A 22,004-nucleotide genomic window follows, 5' to 3' on the forward strand; every position below is an offset into this window, starting at 1 on the left:
CTCGGCCGCGCGTTCAGGCCTCGAGAAACGTCTTCAGGTTCTCCAGTGTCGCCTTCGCCTCCCGCTGGTTGTACGCCTTGGCAATCGGCGCGAGCAGTGAGTCGACGACCGTCGCGGGAAGTTCGTACTCGGCCTCGTACCGGAGGCTGGTCCGACTCTCCGCGTCGCCCTCGTCTGTCTCCTCGGCTTCGAGTTCGTATCTGATCGTCCCGTCGATAGCTCCCGAGAGGCGCTGGACGAGGCGTTCGTCCGGTGACCGCTCCACGTCCTCCACCTTTCCGACGAGTTCGATGCCGGCGAGCGTGTAGCGGTACGCCGCCCGCTTGCCGCCGTCGGGAAGCGCCTCGATGTTCTCGATGTCGACGAGGCTGGGCGTGATCTTCACGTGGTTCCGCGGGTCGTCGAGAAACGAGAACACCGCCGCTGGCGAGGCGTCGATCACGATCCGTTTCTCCACGCTGAACATGGTCTATTCGTCCAACTAGGCGTACGGTTTTCCACGGGGTAACCCTGTGCCCCAAACAGTTTGGCCTCCGGGTTGCCGTCCCGATACCCACACGAGTTGGGGTCGGCCCTTTGTGCCTCGGTCTCCTCTATTCACTACCTCCCGCCTATGACGATCCGTCTCACGCTCGCCGACCCGGAGCACGTCTCGGTCCCGACGCCCGCCGCCGGCGTCGTCCGGTTCGCGCCGGCCACACGCCGGCGCGCCGGCGTCGACGTCGGTGGGACGGTGCGCGTCGAGGGTGGCGCGACCACAGCGGCGGCCGTCGGCGAGGACGCCCCCAGTCTGTCGACTGATACGGTCCTCGCGGGCGACGCGGTCCGTCGGAACGCCGACGCCGAGGCCGGCACGTCGGTCACCGTCGCGCCCGTCGACCCCGTCCGGGCGCGTCGCGTCGCCGTCGTCCCCAACGCGTTCTCGCTCGAAGGTGACGCCGACGCACTGTCGCGGGCACTCGACGGGCGCGTCCTGACGGCCGATGACCGGATCGAGGCCGCCCTGTTCGGCGGGAACATCACCGTCCCGCTGACCGTCGCCGACATCGACCCCGCCGGCCCGGCCGTGGTGACCGCCGAGACGACCGTCGCGGTGCGTGACCCCGACGACCGCCACCGCTGGGACGCGGCGGCCGCCCTCGACGCTACGTCGGTCGGCGGACTCGACGACGAACTGGCGGCCCTCCGCCGTCTCGTGGCCGTGCCCCGTTCGGCGTCGCCGGGGATCCGCCCGCCTGCGGGCGTCCTCGTTCACGGCCCTCGTGGCGTGGGCAAGACACGCCTGATCCGACGGGTGGCCGCCGACGCCGGCCTGTCGATTCACGAGGTCGACCCGGCCGACTGCGAGCGCCGCGACGCCCTCTCAGCGGTGCTGCGTGCTGCCGCCGACGACGCGCCGGCGATCATTCACGTTCCGGATCTCGAAGCCGCGGCCCCGAACCCGGACCAGGCGGGCGGCGACCGCCGGCGCTCGCGTCTCGCGTGGCTCCTCGACCGCGTCCGTGACCGAGACGACGAACTCGTGGTGGTCGGGGAGGCCACCCACGACGACGCGGTCGACCCCGCGCTCAGACGTGGGGGGCGTTTCGACGCCGAGATCCGGGTGCCTATCCCCGGCCCGGACGGCCGGCGGGCGATCCTCTCGATCCACGCCGCGGACCTCGACCTCGCCCCCAACGTCGACCTGAATACGGTCGCGGCCCGGACGCACGGATACACGGGGGCGGATCTGGAGGCGGTCCTCGTCGACGCCGCGACCCGGGCCGGCGCCGACGCGGCCACGGGGTCGCGCCCGACGGTGACGGCCGCACACGTCGAGGCGGCGCTCGACGCCGTGGCGCCGACGACCCTTCGGGAGGTAACCGTCGAGCGCCCGTCGCTCACCTACCGCGACATCGGGGGGTTGGCGGCGGCGAAACGCGAGGTGATCCGCACCGTCGAGTGGCCGCTTCGGTACTCGGGGCTGTTCGACCGCCTCGCCGTCGACGCGCCGACCGGTGTCCTCCTGTCCGGGCCGCCGGGTACCGGGAAGACGATGCTCGCCAAAGCGGTCGCGAACTCGACGGACGCGAACTTCTTCGCGGTCGACGGGCCGGAGCTGATGGATCGGTACGTCGGCGAGAGCGAACGCGGCGTCCGGGAGGTGTTCGAGCGGGCCCGTCGGGTCGCGCCGTCGGTCGTCTTCCTCGACGAGGTGGACGCCCTCGCACCGGCCCGCGCGGAGACCGACACCGGAGCGGCCGAGCGGGTCGTCTCACAGCTACTGACGGAACTCGATGGTCTCTCTCCCCGGGGATCGGTGGCGGTGCTCGCGGCGACGAACCGCCCGGATGCGGTCGATCCGGCGCTCCTCCGTCCCGGACGCATCGAGAAGCGCGTCGCGATCCCCTGCCCGGACGCCGAGGCCCGCGCCGAGATTCTCGACATCCACCTCGCGGACGTGCCCACCCGCGGCGTCGATGTCGCGGCCGTCGCCCGGCGTGCGGCCGGCTACACCGGGAGCGACCTCGCGGCCGTCGTCCGGGAGGCGGCCCTGCTCGCCATGGAGGATCACCTCCGGGCCGACGACCGGCCCGACGACGCCGACCTCGTCGTCGAAGGGTCACACCTCGAACGAGCGCTCGCAGTCACGGAGCAGTCGGTCGATCCCGACTGATCGGTTTGGGACGGCGTTCAAGAGGCGGCGGCCCAACGTGTACCCATGGACAAGCGGACCCTCGTCGTCGGCGTTCACGGCGTCGTCGCGCTCGGACTGGTGGCCTTCGGCGCGTATCGCGTCTCGCGTGGCGCGGTCGTTCCCGGCGTACTCAACGTGGTCATGGCGGGTGTCGTGGTCGCCGTGGGTCGGTACGTCGCCGATATCGCTTGATCTCGGCTACTCCGCGGGGGTACCGGGGGTGGCTTCCTCGTCCGGCGTCTCCGATCCCGCGAGCGCCGGACTGTGGAGGACGAGCAGTCCGAACCCGACCTTCGCGACGGTGTCGAGGAGGGTGAACCCGAACGCCTCGACCGACGGCGACACCAGGCCGACGCCGGTACCGACGAGCCACCAGACGGGGTAGGCCGTCCACGACGCCCCGATCAGCACCCGGAGCGAGGCAAAGGTCGACCAGGTCGCCGCGTCCCGGTCCCGGGCCTCCTGGCCGAGGGCAACGACGACGAAATACAGCACACAGAGGAAGGCGACGGTGCTGATTCCCCACCAGACGTACCGGTAGGCCGGGACGCCGGACAGCGTGGCCGCCACCCCCGTCACGATCATAAACACGTCGGCCGCGACGGCGCCGAACAGCGTCTCGCGTTCCGCCCCGACGAACAGGCCGAGACCGATCAACAGCAGCGGCGTGGTGAACAGCCAGTCGGCGTATCGGGCCCAGTGGAGGCGCAGGGTGCCCCCCCTGACCGCTACCTCGGCGACGCCGACGCCGAGTGCCATCGCCAGATACGCCCCACAGGCGACGGCCGGCACGAGCGCCGCGACGACGTGGACGCCTCTCGCGCGCGGCGTCTCGACTCTCCGGCCGCGAACCGCGAAGTACAGCGCCGCAACGCCCATCACGACCGTGCCGACGGCGAACCAGATCGACCCCGGTCCCGTGGTACCGATCACGGCCGGGACGGTCGTCTCACTCATCACCGAGTACAAAAACTGTCCGACGGGTTAGTAACTGCCCCAAACTCATGGGTGTGCGAGCGCGCGGGCGCGGACCGGCCCCCGGGTGCTCGTGTCCCGACCACCGTCCGGACGGGACGGGACGCCCGGAGCCGTCCCCCCGGATCGACGGCGACGGGGCGCACTAGCTTGGTTCGTGATTGAAGCCACGGGACACGTAGAGTAAGGTATGACCGACGACACGGAGACAGAGACCGAGACAGAGGCCGACACCGAGGGGACCGACCAGGTCGTCGACCGCACAGACGAGGAGGTCGTCGTCGACCTCGACTCCGCGGCCGCCTACGAGGAGCGCGTCGACCAGTTACAGGAGACCGTCGAGGACCAACAGGAACAGATCGAGGAACTGGAGGATCTCCTGCTCGACCTGTCGGTGCGCGCCGCCGACGACCGAGGGATGGGCGTCTGTCCCGAGTGCCACGGCCCGGTCGAGAAGGTCAGTCGCTGGTTCGGCCCCACGACCATCGAATGTCGGCGCTGCGGGGAGTCGTTCCACGAGTACTGACGGTCTGTGTGTCGCCCTCTCCCCGGTCCGACCGGAGGCGGACGTACATATACGACCCGAACTGTGTTGGTATGCTTTTGAGGCAGGGGGAGTACATATCATAGAGCACGTGGGCCACCCGGCCCGATACAGATGACTGACATAGAATCCATCCGCCGGAGCAAGGCCGTTCAGCGCCACACAGGGCTGACGTTCCACCTCGCGACGCGGCTGTTGCCGGAGCGCGTTCGCCACCCGACGTACGTCATGTACGCGTTCTTTCGGACCGCCGACGAGGTGGTCGACGCGGCCGATCCCGGTCCGCCTGCCGAACAGCGCCGCGAACTCGAGCGCATGCGGGCGGCCGCGCTCGGCGAGCGTGAGACGGACGACCCGGTGCTCGCGGCCGTCGCCGACCTGCGGGCCCGTCACGATCTCGACCGCGAGGACGTGGATACCTTCATCGATGCGATGCTGATGGACATCGAGAAGGTGCGCTACGACACCTTCGCGGAACTCGAGACGTATCTCCGCGGGTCGTCGGTCGCGGTTGGACACATGATGCTCGACGTGATGGACCCCGCCGAGGCCGAGCAGGCCCGCCCGCAGGCGGCCGCCCTCGGTGAGGCCTTCCAGCTTACGAACTTCCTTCGCGACGTCCGCGAGGACGTCCGCGACCACGACCGAATCTACCTCCCCGAGGCGACGCTCCGTACTCACGGGAGTTCCCACGCGGATATCGAGGCGCTCGACCCGACCGACGGCGTCCGCGCGGCGATCCGCGCGGAACTCCGCCGGACCGAACAGCGCTATCACCGGGGCGTCGACGGCATCCGGTATCTCCCTCCGGACTGTCGGTTCCCGGTGCTCGCGGCGGCGGTGATGTACGCGGACCAGCACCGGCTCATCCGCGAGCAAGGGTGCGACACGCTGTCGGCCCGTCCGAGCCTGACGGTCCGACGGCGGCTCTCTCTCGTCGCACGGGCGTGGCTCCGCTGGCAGTTCGAGAGCGACCCGCTCCGGGTGTTTTACCAGGTGACGAATCTCGACCCACCGACGGACGTCGACGCCGGAACCGCCGACGCCGTCGGCAGGGAGTCCATCCATGACCCGTCGGGTTCGGACTGACGCCGCGGGGGGTGACCGCCCGTGATCTCCGCCATCACGTCCTCGTATCTCGTGTACTTGGCCGTCACGGTGGGCGTCCCGCTTCTCGCCGTCGCGGCGCTTGCGCGCGCTCGCGGCGGAGTTCGGACGCCACTCGACGCCCTCGGAGTCGTGATCCTCATGGGCATCGCCTTCAGCTACACGTTCGCCTGGGACGCCTACCTCATCGAGCGTGGCGTCTGGTGGTACGGCGACGGGGTCGTGGCCGGGCGCGTACAGGGGATCCCGCTGGGGGAACTCTCCTTTTTCCTCCTGCAGACGGCGCTCGCAGGGCTCTGGCTCTACGTCCTCGATCCGTCGCCCGATCCCTCGCGGCCGGCGGCCGTCCGCTCGCGGCCGGTCGGCCTTCTCGCGCTCGCCGTCGCCGAGGCGGTCGGCCTGGTGCTGTTTTACACCACCGCCGGCTACTACCTCGGGTACATCCTCCTGTGGGCCTGTCCGGTTCTCGGATTTCTCTGGGTGCTCGGCGGCCCCGTCATCTGGCGGTGTCGCCGCACCGTCGCGGCGGCGATTTTCGTCCCCACGGGCTATCTCTGGATCGTCGACTGGGTCGCCATCGACGCCGGCCTCTGGACCATCTCGCCGACCTACTCGACTGGTCTCGCCGTCGCCGGTCTCCCGGTCGAGGAGATGGCGTTTTTCCTCGTCACGAACACCCTCGTCGCCTTCGGACTGATCCTCTATCGGTGGGTGCTCGCCCGGGCGGAGCGCCAGGGCCTCGCCGGCGGGCTTCGAGGGCTGGTCCCCCGCGCCGGCGTCGGGCGGGGCGACGGCCGGTAATCGGCGCGCCGAGACGACCGCTATCACTCGTGATTCTATCGAGCGGTGGTTTATGACCACCCGGCGGTTGGTATCCGCTGATGTCGGTCAATCGAACCAGGGATCGATCCGCAGCGGGGCTTGCGCCGGCACCCGACACGGACGACGAGGTGGAGCGGCTTCGATACGAACGTGACTACTGGCGTGGCCTCTTCGAGCAGGTGATCGAGGAGTACCCCAAGATGGGGTTCGTCATCGACGCCGACAACAGGGTCGCGTATCACAACCCCGAGGCTGAGGCGATGACCGGGTTCGACAAGGCGGCTGTCCTCGGCGAAGACGTCTACGACGCCTTCCCGATCGCCGAGGACGACGAGACGTTCGCCCAGACCGTCGCCCGCGAAGGGAGTTCGCGGAGTGAGACGGGGTACCGCCGTATTCCGACCGCTGACGGCGACAAGTGGGCCCGCTCCAGCGGGGTCCCGCTCCGAAACCCCCAGGGCGAACTCGTCGGGGCACTGGAGACGACGACGGACGTCACCGAACTCGTCGAGCAACAGCAGACGCTCACCGAGGTGCAGTCACAGGTCTCGGAGGAGGTGGCGACCAAGGCCGACCAGGCGACCGAAACGACCGAACGGGTCAACGAAGCCATCGAGAACGCCCGGTCGCTGGCCGAGGAGCAGGCCGACAACATGTCGGAGGTCGCCGAGGAAGTCGGCGCCCTGTCGGCAACCGTCGAGGAGGTGGCCGCGTCCGCCGAGGACATCAACGAACGCGCCAAGGAGGCAGAGCAACTCGCGGTCCAGAGCACCGAATCCGGCACCGCGGCCATCGAGCGCATGGAGGGGGTAGCCGAGCGCAGCGACGAGGTTGCCGACCGCACTCACAACCTCGCCGAACAGGTCACGGCCATCGAGGATATCATCGACGTGATCAACGACATCGCCGAACAGACCAACATTCTCGCGCTCAACGCGAACATCGAGGCCGCCCGCGCCGGGGAGGCGGGCGACGGCTTCTCCGTCGTCGCAAACGAGGTAAAGTCCCTCGCGACCGAGGTCCAGTCCGAGTCCGAGCGCATCGAGGAGATCATCCACCAGACGCGCGAGGAGGCCGACAAGACCATCGACAGCATCGACGCCGTCACCGAGGAGATCCACGAGGGGACCGACACGATCCGGGATCTGGTCGACAACCAAGAGACTATCCTCGAAACGGTCAACGCCACCTCGACGGGCATGGAAGACATCGCGGAGGCGACGGACGACCAGGCGGTTCGCACCGAGGAAGTGGCGAGCATGGTCGACACCGCGGCCGACCGATCCCGCCGTGTCTCCGAGGAGATCGGGACCATCTCCGACGCCAACGCCGAACAGGCGGCGTTCGTCTCCGACATCGCGGTGGCCATCGAGCGACTCGAATCGACTATCGATCAACTGGACACGAGCAGCACCGAGGACGCGGTCGTCGTCAACCGCGACAACGCCTGAGCGTCCGGATCGTCCGCTCGTAGGGGGTATCGCCGTCGGGGAGCCGTCAGACTGGGGGCGCCAACGAGACGAACAGGTGTAGCGCCGGCGAACGCGGGCATGCGCCGTCGCGCTCACGCGACCCCGAATCACCCCCAACACGACTCACCTTCTGCCGGGCGAACGTCAATTTGGCATACGAGTGGCTTGGCAGCTGAGCTTCCCGTCGTCGGGCGTGCGACGACCGCCAGTCCCCGATTTCATATCGCGAGAGACGGTGTACGTCGCCGACGCGGGGGGCTTTTGTCCTTCGCGCGCCCAGTCGAGGGTATGGTCGAAAACGTGGCCCGCCTCGTGGCCGAACTCGACCCCGAGGATATCTATCTCCTCTCGGGTGTCGAGCAGGGGATGCGGTTTAGCGAGTGGGTCAATCGTGGGAAACTTCCCGACTACGCGGATCTGACGCCCGAGGAGGTCGAATACCGGCTGGATCGGTGTATGAGACGCGACCTGATCGAGCGCCGGACCATCCAGTACGAGGGGTATCAACTCACCTTCGAGGGGTACGACGTGCTCGCCTTGCACACCTTCGCCGAGCGTGACACCGTCGACGGGGTCGGCGCACCCCTCGGTGTAGGGAAGGAAAGCGACGTGTACGAAGTGCAGTCCTACCGGCCGCTGGCGCTGAAGTTTCACCGCGAGGGGTACACCAACTTCCGGGAGGTGAACCGCGAGCGCGAGTACACTGCCGACCGGGACCACGTCTCGTGGCTCTACACCGCGCGCAAGGCGGCCGAACGCGAGTACGAGGCCCTGGAGACGCTGTATCCGGACGTATCGGTCCCCCAGCCGGTCGATCACAACCGCCACGCAATCGTGATGGCGAAGTTCGACGGCGTCGAACTCTCGCGGGCGAAACTTGACGACGAGCAGGTTGTCCCCGTTCTCGATCTGATTCTCGACGAGGTGGCGACCGCCTACGACGCAGGGCTGATCCACGGGGACCTCAGCGACCACAACATCGCTGTCGCCTCCTCTGGAATCACGGTGTTCGACTGGCCGCAGTCGGTGCCGACCGACCACGCCAACGCCGCCGACCTTCTCGAACGCGACGTGTCGAACCTGATCGGCTTCTTCGCGCGGAAATACCCCCGTCTCGTCCCCGACGTCGACGGCGGAGCCGTCGCCGATGCCGTCGCCGACGGCGCCTTCGAGTCGGTTCGGGAGTTTGCAGCGAGTCGAAGTTCTTAAGCCCGACCGACGGGTAGCCCCGGCAACTCGCTGGTAGACGGGCCTCCAGCGGGCACCCGACTCGTCGGGACGACATGTGGCGCGCCAATTGGCGACGCTGAATCGCAAGCGCCCGTGGTGACACTATGGCACGAAGCTTCTACTCCCACATCCGGGACGCGTGGCAAGACCCCGACGACGGGGCTCTCGCCGAACTGCAGTGGCAACGAAAGCAGGAGTGGCGCGACCAAGGCGCCATCGAGCGCATCGAGCGCCCGACCCGCCTCGATAAGGCGCGCAACCTGGGCTACAAGGCCAAACAGGGCGTCGTCGTGGCCCGGACCTCGGTCCGCAAGGGCGGGGCCCGCAAGCGCCGATTCAAGGCCGGCCGACGCTCGAAGCGACAGGGCGTCAACCGGATCGGCCGCCGCAAGAGCATCCAGCGTATCGCCGAGGAGCGTACCTCGCGGAAGTATCCCAACCTCCGCGTGCTCAACTCCTACTGGGTCGGAGAGGACGGCTCCCAGAAGTGGCACGAAGTGATTCTCGTGGACCCGGAGCACCCCGCGATCCAGGCCGACGACGACCTGAACTGGATCTGCGACGACTCCCACAAGGGCCGCGCGTTCCGCGGCAAGACCAGCGCCGGCAGCAAGGGTCGCGGCCAGCGTAAGCGCGGCAAGGGTACCGAACACACCCGGCCGAGCATCGGCGGCGACCGGCGCCGCGGCAAGTAACGCCGCTCTTTTCGGCGTTTCGCACACCGACCAGCCACGGCGCTAGCTCCGCGTGAATAAACCGTATATCGCGATATAGAATACACACAGATGGCCCGCACTCACCGGCAAACGATTAGTACCCGGAGCGCCGACTCCTTCGTCATGTCACAGACCACTGCCGCAGCCACCCGGCGGGCCAATACGCCGGCTGGAGTGTAGCGTGTCCGAGACTGACCTCCCGCCAGTCTACGGGGGCGAAACCCTCCACGTCCACCTCGACTCCGGCGAGGCCGAAACCGAGCCGATCCCTCCCGCGGACGCCGCCCGCTTCCTCGGCGGGAACGGCTTCGCGGTCAAGGCGGTCCACGACCACGTGCCCAGCGACGCCGACCCGTTCGACCCCGAGAACGTCGTTGCCTTCGCCGTCGGGCCGATGAACGGCACCCCCTTCCAGTCGACGAGTCGAGGCGTCGTCGGCTTCGTTAGCCCTCAGACCGACGGCTTCTTCGACAGCACCTTCGGCGGCACGTTCCCCCGCGCGCAGAAGACGACCGGCTTCGAGTCAATCGTCCTCCACGACGCCGCCCCGGACCTCTCCTACGTCCGGATCGACGCGGACGGCGCCGAGGTGGTGCCGGCGCCCGACCTCGCGGGACTCGACACCTACGAAACCTGTGACGCGGTGGCCGACCGGGTCGCAGACGAGGACGGCCCCGACGCCGAGGACGTCCACGTCATCGCCGCGGGGCCGGCCGGCGAGAACCTCGTCCGCTTTGCCTGCCTGCTTCACGACTCCGAGATGCGCGAGGGCGTCGCCGGCCGCGGCGGTCCCGGTGCTGTCCTCGGATCGAAAAACATCAAGGCCGTCGCAATCGAGGAAGGCGACTTCCGGCCCGACCCCGCCGCGGACGGTGACCTCCGTGATCTCGTCGGCGGGCGGATGGGACCGCTGATGGCGGAGACGGAGATGCTCCAGGACTACGGCACCAGCGGCCTCGTCAACCCGATCAACGAGATGGGGAAACTCGGCCGGCGGAACAACCGAGTCGAACAGGCCTCTCGCGAGGAGGCCGAGGCGATCAGCGGGGAACGCATCCGCGAGGAGTACGTCACCGAGGACACCACGTGTGCGAACTGTGCGGTCGCCTGTGGCAAACACGTCACTATCGAGGCCGAGGGGGTCACCGACGGCAAGATCCCCGAGTTCGAGAGCCTCTTCGCCACCGCGCCGATGAACGACGTCTTCGACGTCGAGCGTGTGATGAAGGCAAACGACCTCTGTGACCGTCTGGGGATGGACACCATCTCTTTGGGGGTCTCGGTCGCCTTCGCCCGCGAGTGTTACGACGAGGGACTCCTGACTGACGACGACTCCCCACATCTCGCCTTCGGCGACGCGGACGGCCTGGTCGAACTCGCGCGGCGGACGGCCCACCGCGAGGGGTTCGGCGACCGCCTCGCCGAGGGTTCCTTTCGCCTCGCGGCCGAACTCGACCCCGAGGCCGAGCATTATCTCCACGGCGTCAAGGGTCTGGAGTTCGCCGCCCACTCGCCCCGCGGCCTGAAGGGGATGAGCATCGGCTACGCCACGGCCACCCGTGGCGGGTCCCACCACGACACCCGTCCCACGCTCCAGTACGACGGCGAACACACCGAGACCACGGAGGGGACCCCCGAGTTCGCCGCCCGCACCCAGCATTTCACCGCCCTCGGCGACTCACTCACCCAGTGTCGGTTCGTGAGCGAGGGTGGTTGGGGGAAGCGCGTCACCGACCGCTACCGCGACGCGATCAACGCCGCGACCGGGTGGGAGCTTTCGACCGAGGATGTCGAACGGATCGGCGAGCGGATCTACAACCTCGAACGCCTCGTCAACGTCGAACGTGGCGTCGCCCGCCGCGAGACTGACACGCTCTCTCACCGGGTGATGCACGAACCCATCCCCGAGGGACCGAGCGAGGGGATGTACTGCCCGCCCGAAGAACTCGACGCGATGCTCGACGAATATTACGAGTTCCGCGGCTGGGACGACGACGGCGTTCCCACGCCCGAGCGTCTCGACACGCTCGACATCGCCGAGTACGCGGACTGAACGGCGTCTTTACGCCGTTTCTCGGTAGCCGGCGACGAACCACGTTCCGACGGCGACGGCGGCCGCGGCGAAGACGAACACCCAGAAGACGACCCAGGCGCCCGCGCCGAGGCTTCCGGTCCGGGCCCAGACGGCGACACCGGCCAGCCCCGCAACGACGAACGGTACGAGGAACGGCAGGTCGGTCCACGCCCCGCCGGCGTTGCGGTATTCGACCGCGTACGCCCAGACGTTGCCGACGGTGAACTGGAAGATGACGAGTCCGAACAGCCCCGAGACGAGAGCGCGGACGGCCGTCGCGCCGGTCACCGTACCGGCGCGTGACAGCGAGACACCGATTCCGACGAGGAGGACGACGGTCATCAGGGCGTGCCACGGGCGAAGGTGATCGCGGAGGGCCATGGGTGAGAACTCGCCCGCGGGGACAAAGAGGATGGTGCCCTCCGCCGGATACAGCTTTTTTCACCCCCCGAGGTCTTGCCCCGAACGTCCTTCGATGGATCGGGACCGACTCCTCGCGACCACACCGCTCGCCGCGGCGGTGCTGTGGGGTGGGATGTACGTCGTCAGCAAGTGGGGGTTCGACGCGGTTCCCCCGCTGACGCTCGTCTTTCTCCGGGTCGCCCTGGGTGCGCTGGCACTGTATCCCATCGTCCGGCTGACGACGCCCGCTCGCTCGTTCACCCGTCCGGAGTGGCGCCGCCTGGCCGGTCTCGCCGGCTGGCTGACGGCCGCTCTCTCGACACAGTTCGTCGGCACCGAGTTGACGAACGCGAGTTACGGGTCGCTGCTGACCGTCTCGACGCCCGTATTCATCCTCGCACTCGGCGTGACGGCGCTCGACGAGCGACTCACCCGGCACAAGGCCGGCGGGACGCTCCTCGCGGCCGCCGGCACCCTCGCCGTCCTGTCCGGCGGTGGTGGCCCCGGAGGTGCCGTCCGCTCGTTCACCACTGGGACCGCTCTCGGTGTCTGTCTGTTGCTCGTCTCGTCGCTCTGTTTCGCCGCCTTCACCGTCTTCGGAAAGCCGCTCGTCCGCCGGTACTCGGCGCTCGAAATCGTGACCTACGCCACCGTCCTCTCTGTGCCACTGTTCGGGCTATTGGTTCCCCTCGATGTCGTGTGGCGACCGGCCGCCTTTGCCTCCGTGTCGCTCACCCTTCCGGTCGTCGGGACCGTCCTCTATCTCGGCCTTCTCAGCACCGCGGCCGCGTGGTACTGCTGGTACAAAGGTATGGAGTACGCGGACGCGAGCAGCGTCGGCGTCTTCTTTTTCGCCCAGCCGGTCGTCGGTATCCTCCTCGGCGTAGCCCTCCTGGGTGAGTCCATCGGTCCCGGCTTCTTCCTCGGCGGGGCGCTCCTCGCGGCCGGCGTCTACGTCGTGACCCACGCGGACGAGTCGTCGGACGGCCCGTGACCCCGCTCGCCGGATCGAGTACCGATCACCAGCGCCCCACCGAGTAGCAGTACCGCCTGCGAGAGTCTGTCGAGATACGCTCGGAGTCGGGAGACGGCTCCTGTCCTCACACGACAGCGGTACACAACTTTGACCGTTCACGATGAGCGACCCGTCGCACTCCCCGAACGGCGGCAACCACGCTGAAGCCGTTACTGCTCGTCACGGGATCGGAGCAGTTCGCCGGCGCGTTCGGGGTTCGGAACGAACGCGATTGACGATCTTGGCTCCCGCGCGGACTCGCCGTTCTCGGGGTCCGAAATCCGATCGAAAAACACCGTTCCGGCGTCCAGCCAAAGCGGACTTCCGAAGAGTCCGCGCTCGACCGAGACGTTCCGGACGCGGTCGTACGACACCGACCACTGTGGCCGGCCGAGGTATCGGTCGTACGCGACCATCCCGGACTGGTGAAATTCGTACTTGACGCCACCGAGCGCCAACAGCATGTGTATCGCACTCACTGTCGAGAGAGCGCCAACTACGCCGAGAGAAATAGCGGCTAGAGCCGCGGACACGACGACGGCGCCGTCCAACAGGGCGAGAACGGCGACGACCAGGATCCCCGCTGCCCCCACCCGAATCGTGAACTGTCTCCAGTGACCGAACTGGTTGTCGACGACACCACCCGTCGTCATCGCATTTACCACCCCTGCAGCGAGAATCGACGCGCGAACCGGCACCATCGTCTCTCGCGGTTCTCCCTCTGGAACCGACGGCAGAGACACGTCTCGCTTCGTTGCAGGCTCCGACCGACCCTGGGACGCCGCTCCGTCGTCGGACTCGGACATCGCATCCGTCCCCTCGTCGTCGGGTCGAGCACGCGACGCGTACCAACCGTACGCGAGACGCGACACGATCACCACGGACGCGGAGACCATCATCCCGGCGCGTGTGATCTCCGGACCCTCCTGTGAGAGGGTCGAGAGCGTCCACTTCGAGGCGAGCCACAACAATCCACCGTAGACGGCGAACGCCAGCATCCGTTTTCGGGGGGTGACCGCGGAGGCGGGGTTGATCTCGTGTCCCCCCGAGTCCACGTACGCCTTCAGCGCCAGCCACGATTTCGTCGCCGCTGCGACGAGTCCGCCGCCGAGTACAAGCGGTGTAGCCGGGGATCCCCACAGCTCCCCGGGGACGTAGACGGCCGCGACGTACGCCGTCGTCGCAGCCGAAAGGACCAGTATGAACACTGCTCCCGAAACTCCGGCGGCGTTTCGCAGGTAGACTCCCGGAAGGCGGTCGGTAACCGTGATCGATCCGCGTTTGTGGGCGAGGAGGCGGAACGGGCGCTGAAAGAGGGTCGACCGATCATCCGTTACGGGCCGTGAGAGCAACTGTTGTGCCATCGTCCGGAGTGTCAGAAAGAGCAGGTCGATCCAGTACAGGACGGCGACGGCTATCAGGGAAAGGTGCCCGTACAGCAGGACGATTGCTGTGGCGACGGTCTCGACGCAAACTGAGCCCAGGAGTATCCGGCGATCACCGATCAGACGCATGGTGTCCGTGATTCGAAACGCTCGAAATCGCGTACAGATCCGCTTTGGGTGGCGGCGTGTGGGTCGACCGTACCGCTCGATGTCGGGCGAACGCACGAGCGCGTAGCGGTGCCGTTACTCGACTGCGCACCGAGGGACGCTACCGGTGACGGATGCACGTCTCGCACAGCCAACTACAACTCGACGACATAGGATAAGTGCAGGGGCGTCTCTCGCTCTCCGAAACGCGGCATCACCCGATTGATCGAACCACCGCGGCGTCCCGTCTCAGTTCGGCGCCGGTCTCTCGTGCGGAAACAGGGGCCTGCCTATAAGAAGCAACGAGAATACTCACGTCTTCGGGCGCGGGATGCTATCAACTCGCCGTATCGCGGAGATGTCCGAAGACGTCGGTCATCCCGATGGCGATCAGGAACGTCTGTTTGCTATCGTCACATGTGATTTATCGTTCCGTGCCCGACGACACACACGAACGGCACGGATTTATCCACCTTGGCCTCCGAGGGTGGCGTATGAGTGGGCTCTCGCTCGATGCCACGCAGTTGGACCGGTACTCGCGGCACATCATCATGGACGAGGTCGGCCCCGAGGGACAGAAGCGACTGTTGGAGTCGAGCGCGCTCGTCATCGGCGCCGGCGGACTCGGCGCGCCCGTCATCCAGTATCTCGCGGCCGCGGGCGTCGGCCACATCGGCGTCGTCGACGACGACGTGGTCGAGCGCTCGAACCTCCAGCGGCAGGTGATCCACGGCGACGCCGACGTGGGCCGTCCGAAAGTCGACAGCGCGAAGGACTTCGTCACGACGCTCAACCCCGACGTCGACGTCGACACCCACCAGACGCGTCTCGGTCGCTCGAACGCGGACCTGATCGAGGGCTACGACGTGGTCGTCGACGCCTCCGACAACTTCCCGACGCGCTATCTCGTCAACGACACCGCTCGGCTCGCCGGCATTCCCGTCTCCCACGGCGCTATCTACAAGTTCGAGGGACAGGTGACGACCCTCCACCCCGACGGTCCCTGTTATCGGTGCCTCTTCCGCGAAGCGCCCGAACCGGGAACGGTCCCCGACTGTGCCACTACGGGTGTCCTCGGCGTCCTTCCGGGAACCGTGGGCTGTATCCAAGCGACCGAGGCCGTGAAGCTCTTGCTCGATGCCGGCGACCCGCTGGTCGGTCGAATGCTCTTCTACGACGCGATGGACATGACCTTCGACACCGTTCCCTACGCCGAGGACCCCGACTGTCCGGTGTGTGGCGACGACCCCATCGACTCAATCGAAGACGTGGAGTACGCTGACAGCTGTGGCATCGGCGCCGGCGCCGACTGAGTCCGGGCACGTCGGCGACCCGACTGTGCGGGCGACCCGAACGAAATCCTTTAGCGCCCGCGCGGAGCAAGTAGGTGTACGGGACCGTGGGTTAGCTTGGTATACTTCGGGCCTTGGGTGCCCGTGACCCCGGTTCGAATCCGGGCGGTCCCATACCGTTATCCCGGCGAAACACCAGACGGCGAGCACCCGCTTAAGTCAGCGAGGTGAGCGGCCGTGAGCCGGAGCGAACGGCTCTCCGACGCCTACCCGCCCGCGGTCTGCTACTACTGTGGCCTGCCGATCCCCCGTGACGGACGCGAAGACTGTCCGGCGCGGCGCGACGGGAGGTGCCGGCCATGACGCTTGTCTGCGAGTGCGGGTCACCGGAGATCGAGATCGTCGACGCGACGTATCCTGAGGACGCCGACGGCCGGCCGACCGGCACGGCCCACGAGCGATACGAGTGCCAGCAGTGTGGCCGGACAGGCGGCTTCGCGTTCGGCGGCGGCGTCGAGCGGACAAGCGGCTGTGTCACCACTCGGGAGGCCCTGCGATGAGTACCGAACGAGTCGGTGGCTACCCGGAAGTCGAGTTACCCGATGATTTCGGCGACTCGACGAGCTGGCAGCGCGCCTGCGACGAGGAGACGCGCATCGAGCCGATCAACCGCGCCGAGTGGATGGTCCGCGTCGGCGACGGTGACCGTCACCGCGTCGTGTTCGGGACGCGCTCGGGCACGCCGGTCGGTGAGTGCGACTGCCAGGGCTACACGTACAACGAGTGGTGTGCCCACCTCGCCGCGATGATGCTCGCCTACGTCCGCGAGGAGATCGTCGTCGCCGACCTCGACGCCGATCCTGACGAGGAACTGGCGATGCTGTGGCGCAAGTACCGCCAGGGAGGTGAAGCATGACTCGCCCGAGTCCGACGTCGAGCCGACGCCGCGCTCACCACCGAGACCGAGCCCCCGAGTGTCCGACCTGTGAGACCAACCTGTTCGTCGGCGCCGACCGCGGTCGGGACGGTGAGCGACGGTGTCATCACTGCGGATGGTCCACCACCATCGACGACGCCGTCGAAGAGGGCGAGGAGTCGCGCGCACACGCCCCCGCACGCGAGTCCGCTCCGCACACATCCCCACCCCCCTTGCATACGGACTCCTCATCGCCACGCCGTCTGGGTATTCACGGCGTATGCAAACCGGGGGCGAGTGAATAAGATGGCCCGGATGGACCACAACCCGACGAGCCGCGTCTCGTTCGGGTGTGACGAGGATGTGATCGACGAGTTCGATGCTATCTGTGACGACGAGGGCGTAAGCCGGAGCAAGCGCCTGCGTGCGCTCGTCAAGCAGGACGTGGCCCGCCACTCCGACGGCGAGCAGGACAGCATGACGCTGCCAGCCGAGGACCGCCTCACCGACGCGTACCTGACGCTCCTCGATGCCGCCGAGCCGCTACACGACGCCGGTCTGCGCGTCTCTCGTGAGACGGCGATGAATCGGCTCTACTCGAACGACACGCCGAAGAACGCGGTAATGGACGAACTCATCCGACCGCTGAAGAAACAGGGCTTCGTGAACGTCGATCCCGCCATGTCGCGCGTCTGGATCACCGTTCGGCCGCCCGAATAGCGACTCCTCTTTTTCCACGTCAGGGAAGGTAGTTGCCGACCAACCACGCCGCGCGCCAGTAGTGCTTTTCCTGCGCGTACTCCGACTCGTCGATCCCGCGATACCCGCAGTACACACCGTCGACGAGCGCGTGGAACTCGCGGAAGGTCAGGTCCCCAGCGACGGGAAGGCTCACCATCGTATCGGACTCGTCGGTCATCGTGGCGGCGCTCCTTTCTCCAGATCGTCGACCAGGTCATCGGCGACCGTATCCGACCGGATCACTTCGTCGCCGCCGGGATCGTCGAGGACGACCGCGCCCGGTTCGTAGCGGCGCTGGAGGAGTGGGTCGGGCCACCGGTAGTAGACCGGCACCCGTTCCCACTCGCGGGGTAGCTCACCCATCGTCGCCCTCCTTGTAGATCACCTCGGGCTTCAGCATCTCGACCGCTTGTTCGTCGACGTCGAGTTCGTGCATCAGTCGGTCGTCGTCGACGTCGTCGCGCCCACGGGCGAGGGCGACCACGCCCGCCGCGGTCAGTTGCACTCGCGGACGGAGTCGAAAGACGACCATTGCGAGCACCAGGACGAACGTCGCGATGTCGACGGGCGAGCCGACCATGCCGGGGTCGATGAAGGCAGGGATCATATCGTGGTAGTCACCCCGTGGCGCTTGCCCCCAGGGAGGCGTACGGTCGGAGGACGATCAGGCCGAGCAGCAGGGCGCCGAAGGCGAGGGCGGGGTTGTCGACGGCGGCGCCGATGGGGTCGGAGAGGATCTGGTCGACGGGAACGTCGGCACCGGGGAACAGCCCGGCACCCCGCTCGCCGCCCTCTGGGGGCTGGGTGGCGCCGCCTGAGCCGACTGTCAGGGGGTAGCGGTCCGACCGGTCGAAGCCGTTTCCTCCGCGGACCTGAACCTCCGCGACGACGGCATACTCGCCTGGGTCCGAGATGGACGGCTCGAAGTGGACGGTCGCGTTCGGACCGGCCGCCGTACTCGGTCGCTCGGCGGGGATGCACTCGCCCTTAGTCTCCTCGTAGACTGTCTCGCCGGTCGCCGTCTCGATGCGGAGCGTCACGTCGGTCATGTGGGCATCGTTCCAAATGCCATCAGAGGGGCACACAGCCGGCCCCCATCCCGCCGGTCCCGTCGTCTCTTTGTTGTCGATCTTCACGTCGACCGACTGGATGGTGCCCGGCGCCCAGGTATCCGCGAACTCGACGGCCGTTATCGGGATGTTTGCCACGCTACCACAACCTCCCGACCCACTCGTCTGTCGAGCCGGCGGCGTGATCGGCGGCGCCAGCGACGTCGGACCAGTCGATGTCGACCAGGCCCGTGTCGCCGACGTCGGTCGTACCGCCCGTGGTCGTGTCTCCTGGGGACGCTCCGCCGGTCGAGTCGTCCGTGCCCGCGTCGCCGCCGGCCGGATCGCTCCCGGTCGCTCCGCCGTAATCGTAGTCACCAGTGTCGCCAGCTGCCGTGTCGTCATCCATGCCGGCCTCCCACCACGTCACTTCGTCTTCCGGCCCGGTCGTCCCGCCGGCCGGGTTCGTCTCCTCATCAGACTCGTCGGAGTTGTTCGGCTCCGAATCAGACTGGCCGAAGTCGGCCGGAAGCGAGAGATTGGTGTCGCCGCTGGAGGACGAGACGAAGGCGGCGATCATGCCGAGCAGCGAGACGACCGCGACGATCTCGGTCGCGTCGACGTCGTTGAGCAGGGTCATCGGTTCATCACCATGTACCCTGCTCCGATGAGCGCTAGCGCTCCGAGCGCGATGCCTGCGTCGCCGAGGCCGGACGAGGACCCGCGTTGACTGGGGTCTTCCCCCGGCGCTCCCGACTCGCCGCCGGGACCGCGGCTTACCGCCTCGCCGGTCTCGGGGTCGCGGACCACCGTATCGGCCGGGTTGATCTGGTAGGTCTCGCCGCCGATGGTGATCTCGCCGCCGAGTCCTTCGGCGGTGTAGCCCTGTCTGCGGAGTGCCGGAGCGAGGACCATCCCACCCTCGTCTCCGGGGACCAGACCGGGGACGTCCTCGGCCTCAGTCTCGTTTTCAGGCGCCGACGCTTCCTCGCTGTATCCTTCAGGCTGTGAGCCGGTCGGCGTGGCCCCGCTCACGTCTCTCACTTCGAAGCGGGCGATGGTCATGTCGCCAACGTCGAGGCGGTACTGTCCCGTCTCCGAGGGGAGGGTCACGTACTGGTAGTACCCGCCGCCCTGGTGGCGCGGGTAGGTCGCGTGAACGTCGCCGCCCGCGTCGATCACGCGGACCTCTCCGGTCGGCACATCGTCGGTCGGCTGAATGACGATTTCCCCGGTCGATTCAGGAGGCACCCACTCGGTCAGCTCCTCTGCCGACCAGATCCCAGACGCGCCGCCTTGGGGAGCACCGCTGTAATAATTCCTCTCCTGACCGTTGTGGGAGAATTCGACCGTCAGTTCGCCGTCGTATCCCACCATCAGCTACCGCCCCCCTGAGCAAGCGCAACGCCTCCGAGTAGTGCGACGCCGATGATGACGGCCCGATTCATTCCGGAACCGTCCTCCGGTGTCGGAGCGGGCTGTGGCTGAGGTTGAGGCTGGGGCTGCGGCTGTGGCTGCGGTTCCCAGACACCAGTGTCGTCAGGATCGTCGGTTTCGCTGACGGAGTCGTCGCTCGACGAGTCGCTGCTCGACCCGCTCGACGAATCGTCTGTCGAGCCGTTCGACGTCTCACCGGTCGATCCTTCGCTCGTCGAGTCACCGCTCGACCCGGCCGATGGGTCGACGCCGAACTCTTCGAGGGCCGTGTTTCGCTCCGAGCGACTGAGCGCGCCCGCCTGGAAGAGCGAGCGCGCGTGTTGGGCTGACCGGATGTCGAGGCCGCCGACTCTCACGCCGTCGAAAGAAGAACCGCCGGTCGATCCTCCGCCCGACGAGCCGTCGGACGACGAGGCGCCCAACTGCTCGGCGGCGGACTCGGGGATGATCCCCTGCTCGACGGCCTGCTCGAAGCCGCCCGCGTTGGTGGCGTCGAGGGCCGTCAGCCGGCCAATGAGTCCCTGATCGATCGCCTGCTCGATGAGGCTCATCTGTCGCCCTCCATCATCTCCATGCGGATAGCGACAGCCCACGGCGGTGCGCCCATCCGGTGCAAAGCCTTGCGCTCGTAGTGCTTTTCTCGGCGCTTCTCGCGCCTGCTTTGTGCGTCTTGCCGTGCCTGTTCGCGTCGTTGTTTTTGATCCATGTTAGATCACGTATTCGTACCTGAAGTGGCTGATACTCGGGCTGTCCTCGCTACTGTCCGCTCGGTTGAGGTAGGCGCGAGGTTGCAGGGTCGCGTCGAAGACGTCGAGATCATAGGAGATAGTGACGGAGTCTCCCGACGTGATCGACACGGCCGACGTGTCGACCGATACCGTCTCGGCGCCGTCGAACTCCCAATTCTCCGGTGGGACCGGCGACCCGTTTTTGCTAACCGAGACGACTGACAAAATCGGGATGCCGTAGTGGCCGCCCGATCCGGTCGTCGGGATAACAAAGTCACTCTGTCCGTCCGCGCTGGCGTCGACAGATGCCTCACGGTCGCGGAACTTGAACGCCGAGTCGGCCATCTCCGACGCCGGGATGCGGGCCGAGTTGACGGCCGCGTCAGACGAGTCGAGTATGTCAAACTCGACGGCTTCGGTGGCCGTCGAACCGCCCGGCGAGACGCCTCTCGCTTGGACCGCCTCCCATTGAGAGAAGTCGGCTGGGGCGGCCGTCGGGGCCGAGAACCTTCCCGTTATTTTCCCCGATAGGTCGGGGGCTTTCGTGGCGGTGATGCTCTTGATGGAGTAGACCTTATTTGAATATTCGGGTGGCGAAAAGTCGCCGTTGTAAGCTGTGGTAATGTCCACATATTTCGACTCATACGGGTAGCTCGTGGCTGATCCGTAAGCGGAGTAACTGTAACTTGACCCATTCTTGTCGACAACGACATAATACGATGTGCCGGCGGATAGCGGTTCCTCAATTGTGAAGGAATCGCCCGAAAAAGATTTGCTCGCTATCACCGAATCCGAAGAATCGAGGATATAGGCGGTTAATCCGCTATCCGTTCCCGGAAATAGCGTTGCGGACACGCTCTTAAGATCCTTGGACGGGACGATTTTGAGTCCCGTTTTTTCGGGACCAAACCCGTTTTGATCTTCGCTCTCCGTCGTGACCGTTGAGGTGTCGGTCCCATGGATAACGTAATCGTCCCCGCTCTGTTCGTATGCGCTACTCAATTCGGCTCGGATGTTGAGCGGATCGACTACCTCTGGCACCGGCCTGTCTTGGAGCAGGAGTAGCAACTCCCGCGTTCGGCCCGTCCGCAGTTCGTTGATGATCGGATCAATCGATGTTCCGACTCGGGACGGCATTAGGATGCCTCTGCTTTGTTGAATCCGATGATGGCGTCGGGATCACTGTTTGAGGGCCTGTTCGAGATTGTAGACTGCGGCGGTCAACACGAGCTCGCGGAACTCGCGGTACCACGCGCGAGGGTGGACAGCGGGGCC

27 protein-coding genes, 1 tRNA gene and 1 pseudogene are annotated in these 22,004 nt (G+C 67.0%); 16 read left to right on the top strand and 13 right to left on the bottom strand.

Annotated elements, in window-relative coordinates; genetic code table 11:
• Positions 1–13: 13 nt before the first annotated feature.
• Positions 14–466 carry an SRPBCC family protein gene (locus tag NO878_RS12850; RefSeq protein ID WP_256406397.1) on the bottom strand — a complete coding sequence of 151 codons (453 nt, stop codon included), beginning with the start codon at positions 464–466 and terminating at the stop codon, positions 14–16.
• Positions 467–613: 147 nt separating this feature from the next.
• Here NO878_RS12850 and NO878_RS12855 point away from each other — a divergent pair, with 147 nt between their 5' ends.
• Both NO878_RS12855 and NO878_RS12860 read left to right on the top strand, forming a co-directional pair.
• Positions 614–2,656 carry an AAA family ATPase gene (locus tag NO878_RS12855; RefSeq protein ID WP_256406398.1) on the top strand — a complete coding sequence of 681 codons (2,043 nt, stop codon included), beginning with the start codon at positions 614–616 and terminating at the stop codon, positions 2,654–2,656.
• A gap of 45 nt (positions 2,657–2,701) precedes the next feature.
• Positions 2,702–2,869 (top strand): hypothetical protein, encoded by a 168-nt coding sequence (locus tag NO878_RS12860; RefSeq protein ID WP_256406399.1) that lies wholly within the window; start codon positions 2,702–2,704, stop codon positions 2,867–2,869.
• Between the two features lie 6 nt (positions 2,870–2,875).
• Here the strand turns inward: NO878_RS12860 and NO878_RS12865 are convergent, their stop codons facing one another.
• On the bottom strand, positions 2,876–3,634 hold the full coding sequence (locus tag NO878_RS12865; protein ID WP_256406400.1) for a bacteriorhodopsin: 759 nt from the start codon (positions 3,632–3,634) through the stop codon (positions 2,876–2,878).
• A gap of 208 nt (positions 3,635–3,842) precedes the next feature.
• Between NO878_RS12865 and NO878_RS12870 the strand changes: the two genes are divergently transcribed.
• The 7 genes from NO878_RS12870 to NO878_RS12900 all read left to right on the top strand — a co-directional run bounded on the left by NO878_RS12870 (position 3,843) and on the right by NO878_RS12900 (position 11,596).
• Positions 3,843–4,178 (top strand): hypothetical protein, encoded by a 336-nt coding sequence (locus NO878_RS12870; RefSeq protein WP_256406401.1) that lies wholly within the window; start codon positions 3,843–3,845, stop codon positions 4,176–4,178.
• Positions 4,179–4,310: 132 nt separating this feature from the next.
• Positions 4,311–5,285, top strand: a complete 975-nt coding sequence (locus NO878_RS12875; RefSeq protein ID WP_256406402.1) for a phytoene/squalene synthase family protein — start codon at positions 4,311–4,313, stop codon at positions 5,283–5,285.
• A gap of 21 nt (positions 5,286–5,306) precedes the next feature.
• Positions 5,307–6,104: a lycopene cyclase domain-containing protein gene (locus NO878_RS12880; RefSeq protein WP_256406403.1), complete on the top strand. Its 798-nt coding sequence runs from the start codon at positions 5,307–5,309 to the stop codon at positions 6,102–6,104.
• Positions 6,105–6,184: 80 nt separating this feature from the next.
• Complete coding sequence (locus tag NO878_RS12885; protein WP_256406404.1) at positions 6,185–7,576, top strand: methyl-accepting chemotaxis protein; 1,392 nt, start codon at positions 6,185–6,187, stop codon at positions 7,574–7,576.
• Between the two features lie 309 nt (positions 7,577–7,885).
• Positions 7,886–8,806 carry a serine/threonine-protein kinase RIO2 gene (locus NO878_RS12890; RefSeq protein WP_256406405.1) on the top strand — a complete coding sequence of 307 codons (921 nt, stop codon included), beginning with the start codon at positions 7,886–7,888 and terminating at the stop codon, positions 8,804–8,806.
• A 125-nt stretch (positions 8,807–8,931) separates the two neighbouring features.
• Positions 8,932–9,522, top strand: coding sequence for a 50S ribosomal protein L15e (locus NO878_RS12895; RefSeq protein ID WP_256406406.1), 591 nt, complete (start codon positions 8,932–8,934; stop codon positions 9,520–9,522).
• A gap of 202 nt (positions 9,523–9,724) precedes the next feature.
• Positions 9,725–11,596, top strand: coding sequence for an aldehyde ferredoxin oxidoreductase family protein (locus tag NO878_RS12900; RefSeq protein ID WP_256406407.1), 1,872 nt, complete (start codon positions 9,725–9,727; stop codon positions 11,594–11,596).
• Positions 11,597–11,605: 9 nt separating this feature from the next.
• On the opposite strand, the gene NO878_RS12905 is transcribed toward NO878_RS12900, so the two are convergent.
• Positions 11,606–11,998 carry a hypothetical protein gene (locus NO878_RS12905; protein ID WP_256406408.1) on the bottom strand — a complete coding sequence of 131 codons (393 nt, stop codon included), beginning with the start codon at positions 11,996–11,998 and terminating at the stop codon, positions 11,606–11,608.
• 94 nt (positions 11,999–12,092) lie between these two features.
• Between NO878_RS12905 and NO878_RS12910 the strand changes: the two genes are divergently transcribed.
• A complete protein-coding gene (locus tag NO878_RS12910) occupies positions 12,093–13,013 on the top strand; it encodes a DMT family transporter (RefSeq protein ID WP_256406409.1) in 921 nt (306 codons plus the stop codon).
• Between the two features lie 191 nt (positions 13,014–13,204).
• Here NO878_RS12910 and NO878_RS12915 read toward each other — a convergent pair whose 3' ends face one another.
• Entirely contained in the window at positions 13,205–14,548 is a 1,344-nt protein-coding gene (locus NO878_RS12915; protein ID WP_256406410.1) for a hypothetical protein, read from the bottom strand.
• 512 nt (positions 14,549–15,060) lie between these two features.
• On the opposite strand from NO878_RS12915, the gene ubaA reads away from it, so the two are divergent.
• The 6 genes from ubaA to NO878_RS12945 all read left to right on the top strand — a co-directional run bounded on the left by ubaA (position 15,061) and on the right by NO878_RS12945 (position 17,494).
• Positions 15,061–15,879 carry an SAMP-activating enzyme E1 gene (gene ubaA / locus NO878_RS12920; RefSeq protein ID WP_256406411.1) on the top strand — a complete coding sequence of 273 codons (819 nt, stop codon included), beginning with the start codon at positions 15,061–15,063 and terminating at the stop codon, positions 15,877–15,879.
• 80 nt (positions 15,880–15,959) lie between these two features.
• Positions 15,960–16,032 (top strand) — tRNA-Pro (locus tag NO878_RS12925).
• Between the two features lie 63 nt (positions 16,033–16,095).
• On the top strand, positions 16,096–16,221 hold the full coding sequence (locus tag NO878_RS12930) for a hypothetical protein (RefSeq protein ID WP_256406412.1): 126 nt from the start codon (positions 16,096–16,098) through the stop codon (positions 16,219–16,221).
• Positions 16,218–16,418 carry a hypothetical protein gene (locus tag NO878_RS12935; protein ID WP_256406413.1) on the top strand — a complete coding sequence of 67 codons (201 nt, stop codon included), beginning with the start codon at positions 16,218–16,220 and terminating at the stop codon, positions 16,416–16,418. The genes NO878_RS12930 and NO878_RS12935 overlap by 4 nt, the downstream gene beginning before the upstream one ends.
• Entirely contained in the window at positions 16,415–16,774 is a 360-nt protein-coding gene (locus NO878_RS12940; protein ID WP_256406414.1) for a hypothetical protein, read from the top strand. Before NO878_RS12935 ends, NO878_RS12940 begins: the two co-directional genes overlap by 4 nt.
• A gap of 306 nt (positions 16,775–17,080) precedes the next feature.
• The gene (locus tag NO878_RS12945; RefSeq protein WP_256406415.1) at positions 17,081–17,494 is read left to right on the top strand and encodes a ribbon-helix-helix domain-containing protein; all 414 of its coding nucleotides are present in this window, start codon (positions 17,081–17,083) and stop codon (positions 17,492–17,494) included.
• A gap of 19 nt (positions 17,495–17,513) precedes the next feature.
• Here the strand turns inward: NO878_RS12945 and NO878_RS12950 are convergent, their stop codons facing one another.
• The 9 genes and pseudogenes from NO878_RS12950 to NO878_RS12990 all read right to left on the bottom strand — a co-directional run.
• Positions 17,514–17,693 carry a hypothetical protein gene (locus NO878_RS12950; RefSeq protein WP_256406416.1) on the bottom strand — a complete coding sequence of 60 codons (180 nt, stop codon included), beginning with the start codon at positions 17,691–17,693 and terminating at the stop codon, positions 17,514–17,516.
• The gene (locus tag NO878_RS12955) at positions 17,690–17,878 is read right to left on the bottom strand and encodes a hypothetical protein (protein WP_256406417.1); all 189 of its coding nucleotides are present in this window, start codon (positions 17,876–17,878) and stop codon (positions 17,690–17,692) included. The genes NO878_RS12950 and NO878_RS12955 overlap by 4 nt, the downstream gene beginning before the upstream one ends.
• Entirely contained in the window at positions 17,871–18,122 is a 252-nt protein-coding gene (locus NO878_RS12960) for a hypothetical protein (RefSeq protein ID WP_256406418.1), read from the bottom strand. The genes NO878_RS12955 and NO878_RS12960 overlap by 8 nt, the downstream gene beginning before the upstream one ends.
• A 10-nt stretch (positions 18,123–18,132) precedes the next feature.
• Positions 18,133–18,723 carry a hypothetical protein gene (locus NO878_RS12965; RefSeq protein WP_256406419.1) on the bottom strand — a complete coding sequence of 197 codons (591 nt, stop codon included), beginning with the start codon at positions 18,721–18,723 and terminating at the stop codon, positions 18,133–18,135.
• A 1-nt stretch (position 18,724) separates the two neighbouring features.
• On the bottom strand, positions 18,725–19,204 hold the full coding sequence (locus tag NO878_RS12970; protein ID WP_256406420.1) for a hypothetical protein: 480 nt from the start codon (positions 19,202–19,204) through the stop codon (positions 18,725–18,727).
• Positions 19,201–19,941 carry a hypothetical protein gene (locus tag NO878_RS12975; RefSeq protein WP_256406421.1) on the bottom strand — a complete coding sequence of 247 codons (741 nt, stop codon included), beginning with the start codon at positions 19,939–19,941 and terminating at the stop codon, positions 19,201–19,203. The genes NO878_RS12970 and NO878_RS12975 overlap by 4 nt, the downstream gene beginning before the upstream one ends.
• Entirely contained in the window at positions 19,941–20,552 is a 612-nt protein-coding gene (locus NO878_RS12980) for a hypothetical protein (RefSeq protein ID WP_256406422.1), read from the bottom strand. The genes NO878_RS12975 and NO878_RS12980 overlap by 1 nt, the downstream gene beginning before the upstream one ends.
• A 156-nt stretch (positions 20,553–20,708) precedes the next feature.
• A complete protein-coding gene (locus NO878_RS12985; RefSeq protein WP_256406423.1) occupies positions 20,709–21,770 on the bottom strand; it encodes a hypothetical protein in 1,062 nt (353 codons plus the stop codon).
• A gap of 138 nt (positions 21,771–21,908) precedes the next feature.
• Positions 21,909–22,004: pseudogene (locus tag NO878_RS12990) on the bottom strand (IS5/IS1182 family transposase); the annotation flags it as partial.

This window comes from Haloplanus ruber (assembly GCF_024494725.1).
Taxonomy (GTDB): domain Archaea; phylum Halobacteriota; class Halobacteria; order Halobacteriales; family Haloferacaceae; genus Haloplanus; species Haloplanus ruber.

Coding starts and splice junctions, on each gene's coding strand:
- NO878_RS12850 (WP_256406397.1), bottom strand. CDS start 466: ATGTTCAGCGTGGAGAAACGGATCGTGATCGACGCCTCGCCAGCGGCG.
- NO878_RS12855 (WP_256406398.1), top strand. CDS start 614: ATGACGATCCGTCTCACGCTCGCCGACCCGGAGCACGTCTCGGTCCCG.
- NO878_RS12860 (WP_256406399.1), top strand. CDS start 2,702: ATGGACAAGCGGACCCTCGTCGTCGGCGTTCACGGCGTCGTCGCGCTC.
- NO878_RS12865 (WP_256406400.1), bottom strand. CDS start 3,634: ATGAGTGAGACGACCGTCCCGGCCGTGATCGGTACCACGGGACCGGGG.
- NO878_RS12870 (WP_256406401.1), top strand. CDS start 3,843: ATGACCGACGACACGGAGACAGAGACCGAGACAGAGGCCGACACCGAG.
- NO878_RS12875 (WP_256406402.1), top strand. CDS start 4,311: ATGACTGACATAGAATCCATCCGCCGGAGCAAGGCCGTTCAGCGCCAC.
- NO878_RS12885 (WP_256406404.1), top strand. CDS start 6,185: ATGTCGGTCAATCGAACCAGGGATCGATCCGCAGCGGGGCTTGCGCCG.
- NO878_RS12890 (WP_256406405.1), top strand. CDS start 7,886: ATGGTCGAAAACGTGGCCCGCCTCGTGGCCGAACTCGACCCCGAGGAT.
- NO878_RS12895 (WP_256406406.1), top strand. CDS start 8,932: ATGGCACGAAGCTTCTACTCCCACATCCGGGACGCGTGGCAAGACCCC.
- NO878_RS12905 (WP_256406408.1), bottom strand. CDS start 11,998: ATGGCCCTCCGCGATCACCTTCGCCCGTGGCACGCCCTGATGACCGTC.
- NO878_RS12910 (WP_256406409.1), top strand. CDS start 12,093: ATGGATCGGGACCGACTCCTCGCGACCACACCGCTCGCCGCGGCGGTG.
- NO878_RS12915 (WP_256406410.1), bottom strand. CDS start 14,548: ATGCGTCTGATCGGTGATCGCCGGATACTCCTGGGCTCAGTTTGCGTC.
- ubaA (WP_256406411.1), top strand. CDS start 15,061: ATGAGTGGGCTCTCGCTCGATGCCACGCAGTTGGACCGGTACTCGCGG.
- NO878_RS12935 (WP_256406413.1), top strand. CDS start 16,218: ATGACGCTTGTCTGCGAGTGCGGGTCACCGGAGATCGAGATCGTCGAC.
- NO878_RS12940 (WP_256406414.1), top strand. CDS start 16,415: ATGAGTACCGAACGAGTCGGTGGCTACCCGGAAGTCGAGTTACCCGAT.
- NO878_RS12945 (WP_256406415.1), top strand. CDS start 17,081: ATGGCCCGGATGGACCACAACCCGACGAGCCGCGTCTCGTTCGGGTGT.
- NO878_RS12950 (WP_256406416.1), bottom strand. CDS start 17,693: ATGACCGACGAGTCCGATACGATGGTGAGCCTTCCCGTCGCTGGGGAC.
- NO878_RS12955 (WP_256406417.1), bottom strand. CDS start 17,878: ATGGGTGAGCTACCCCGCGAGTGGGAACGGGTGCCGGTCTACTACCGG.
- NO878_RS12960 (WP_256406418.1), bottom strand. CDS start 18,122: ATGATCCCTGCCTTCATCGACCCCGGCATGGTCGGCTCGCCCGTCGAC.
- NO878_RS12970 (WP_256406420.1), bottom strand. CDS start 19,204: ATGACCCTGCTCAACGACGTCGACGCGACCGAGATCGTCGCGGTCGTC.
- NO878_RS12975 (WP_256406421.1), bottom strand. CDS start 19,941: ATGGTGGGATACGACGGCGAACTGACGGTCGAATTCTCCCACAACGGT.
- NO878_RS12980 (WP_256406422.1), bottom strand. CDS start 20,552: ATGAGCCTCATCGAGCAGGCGATCGATCAGGGACTCATTGGCCGGCTG.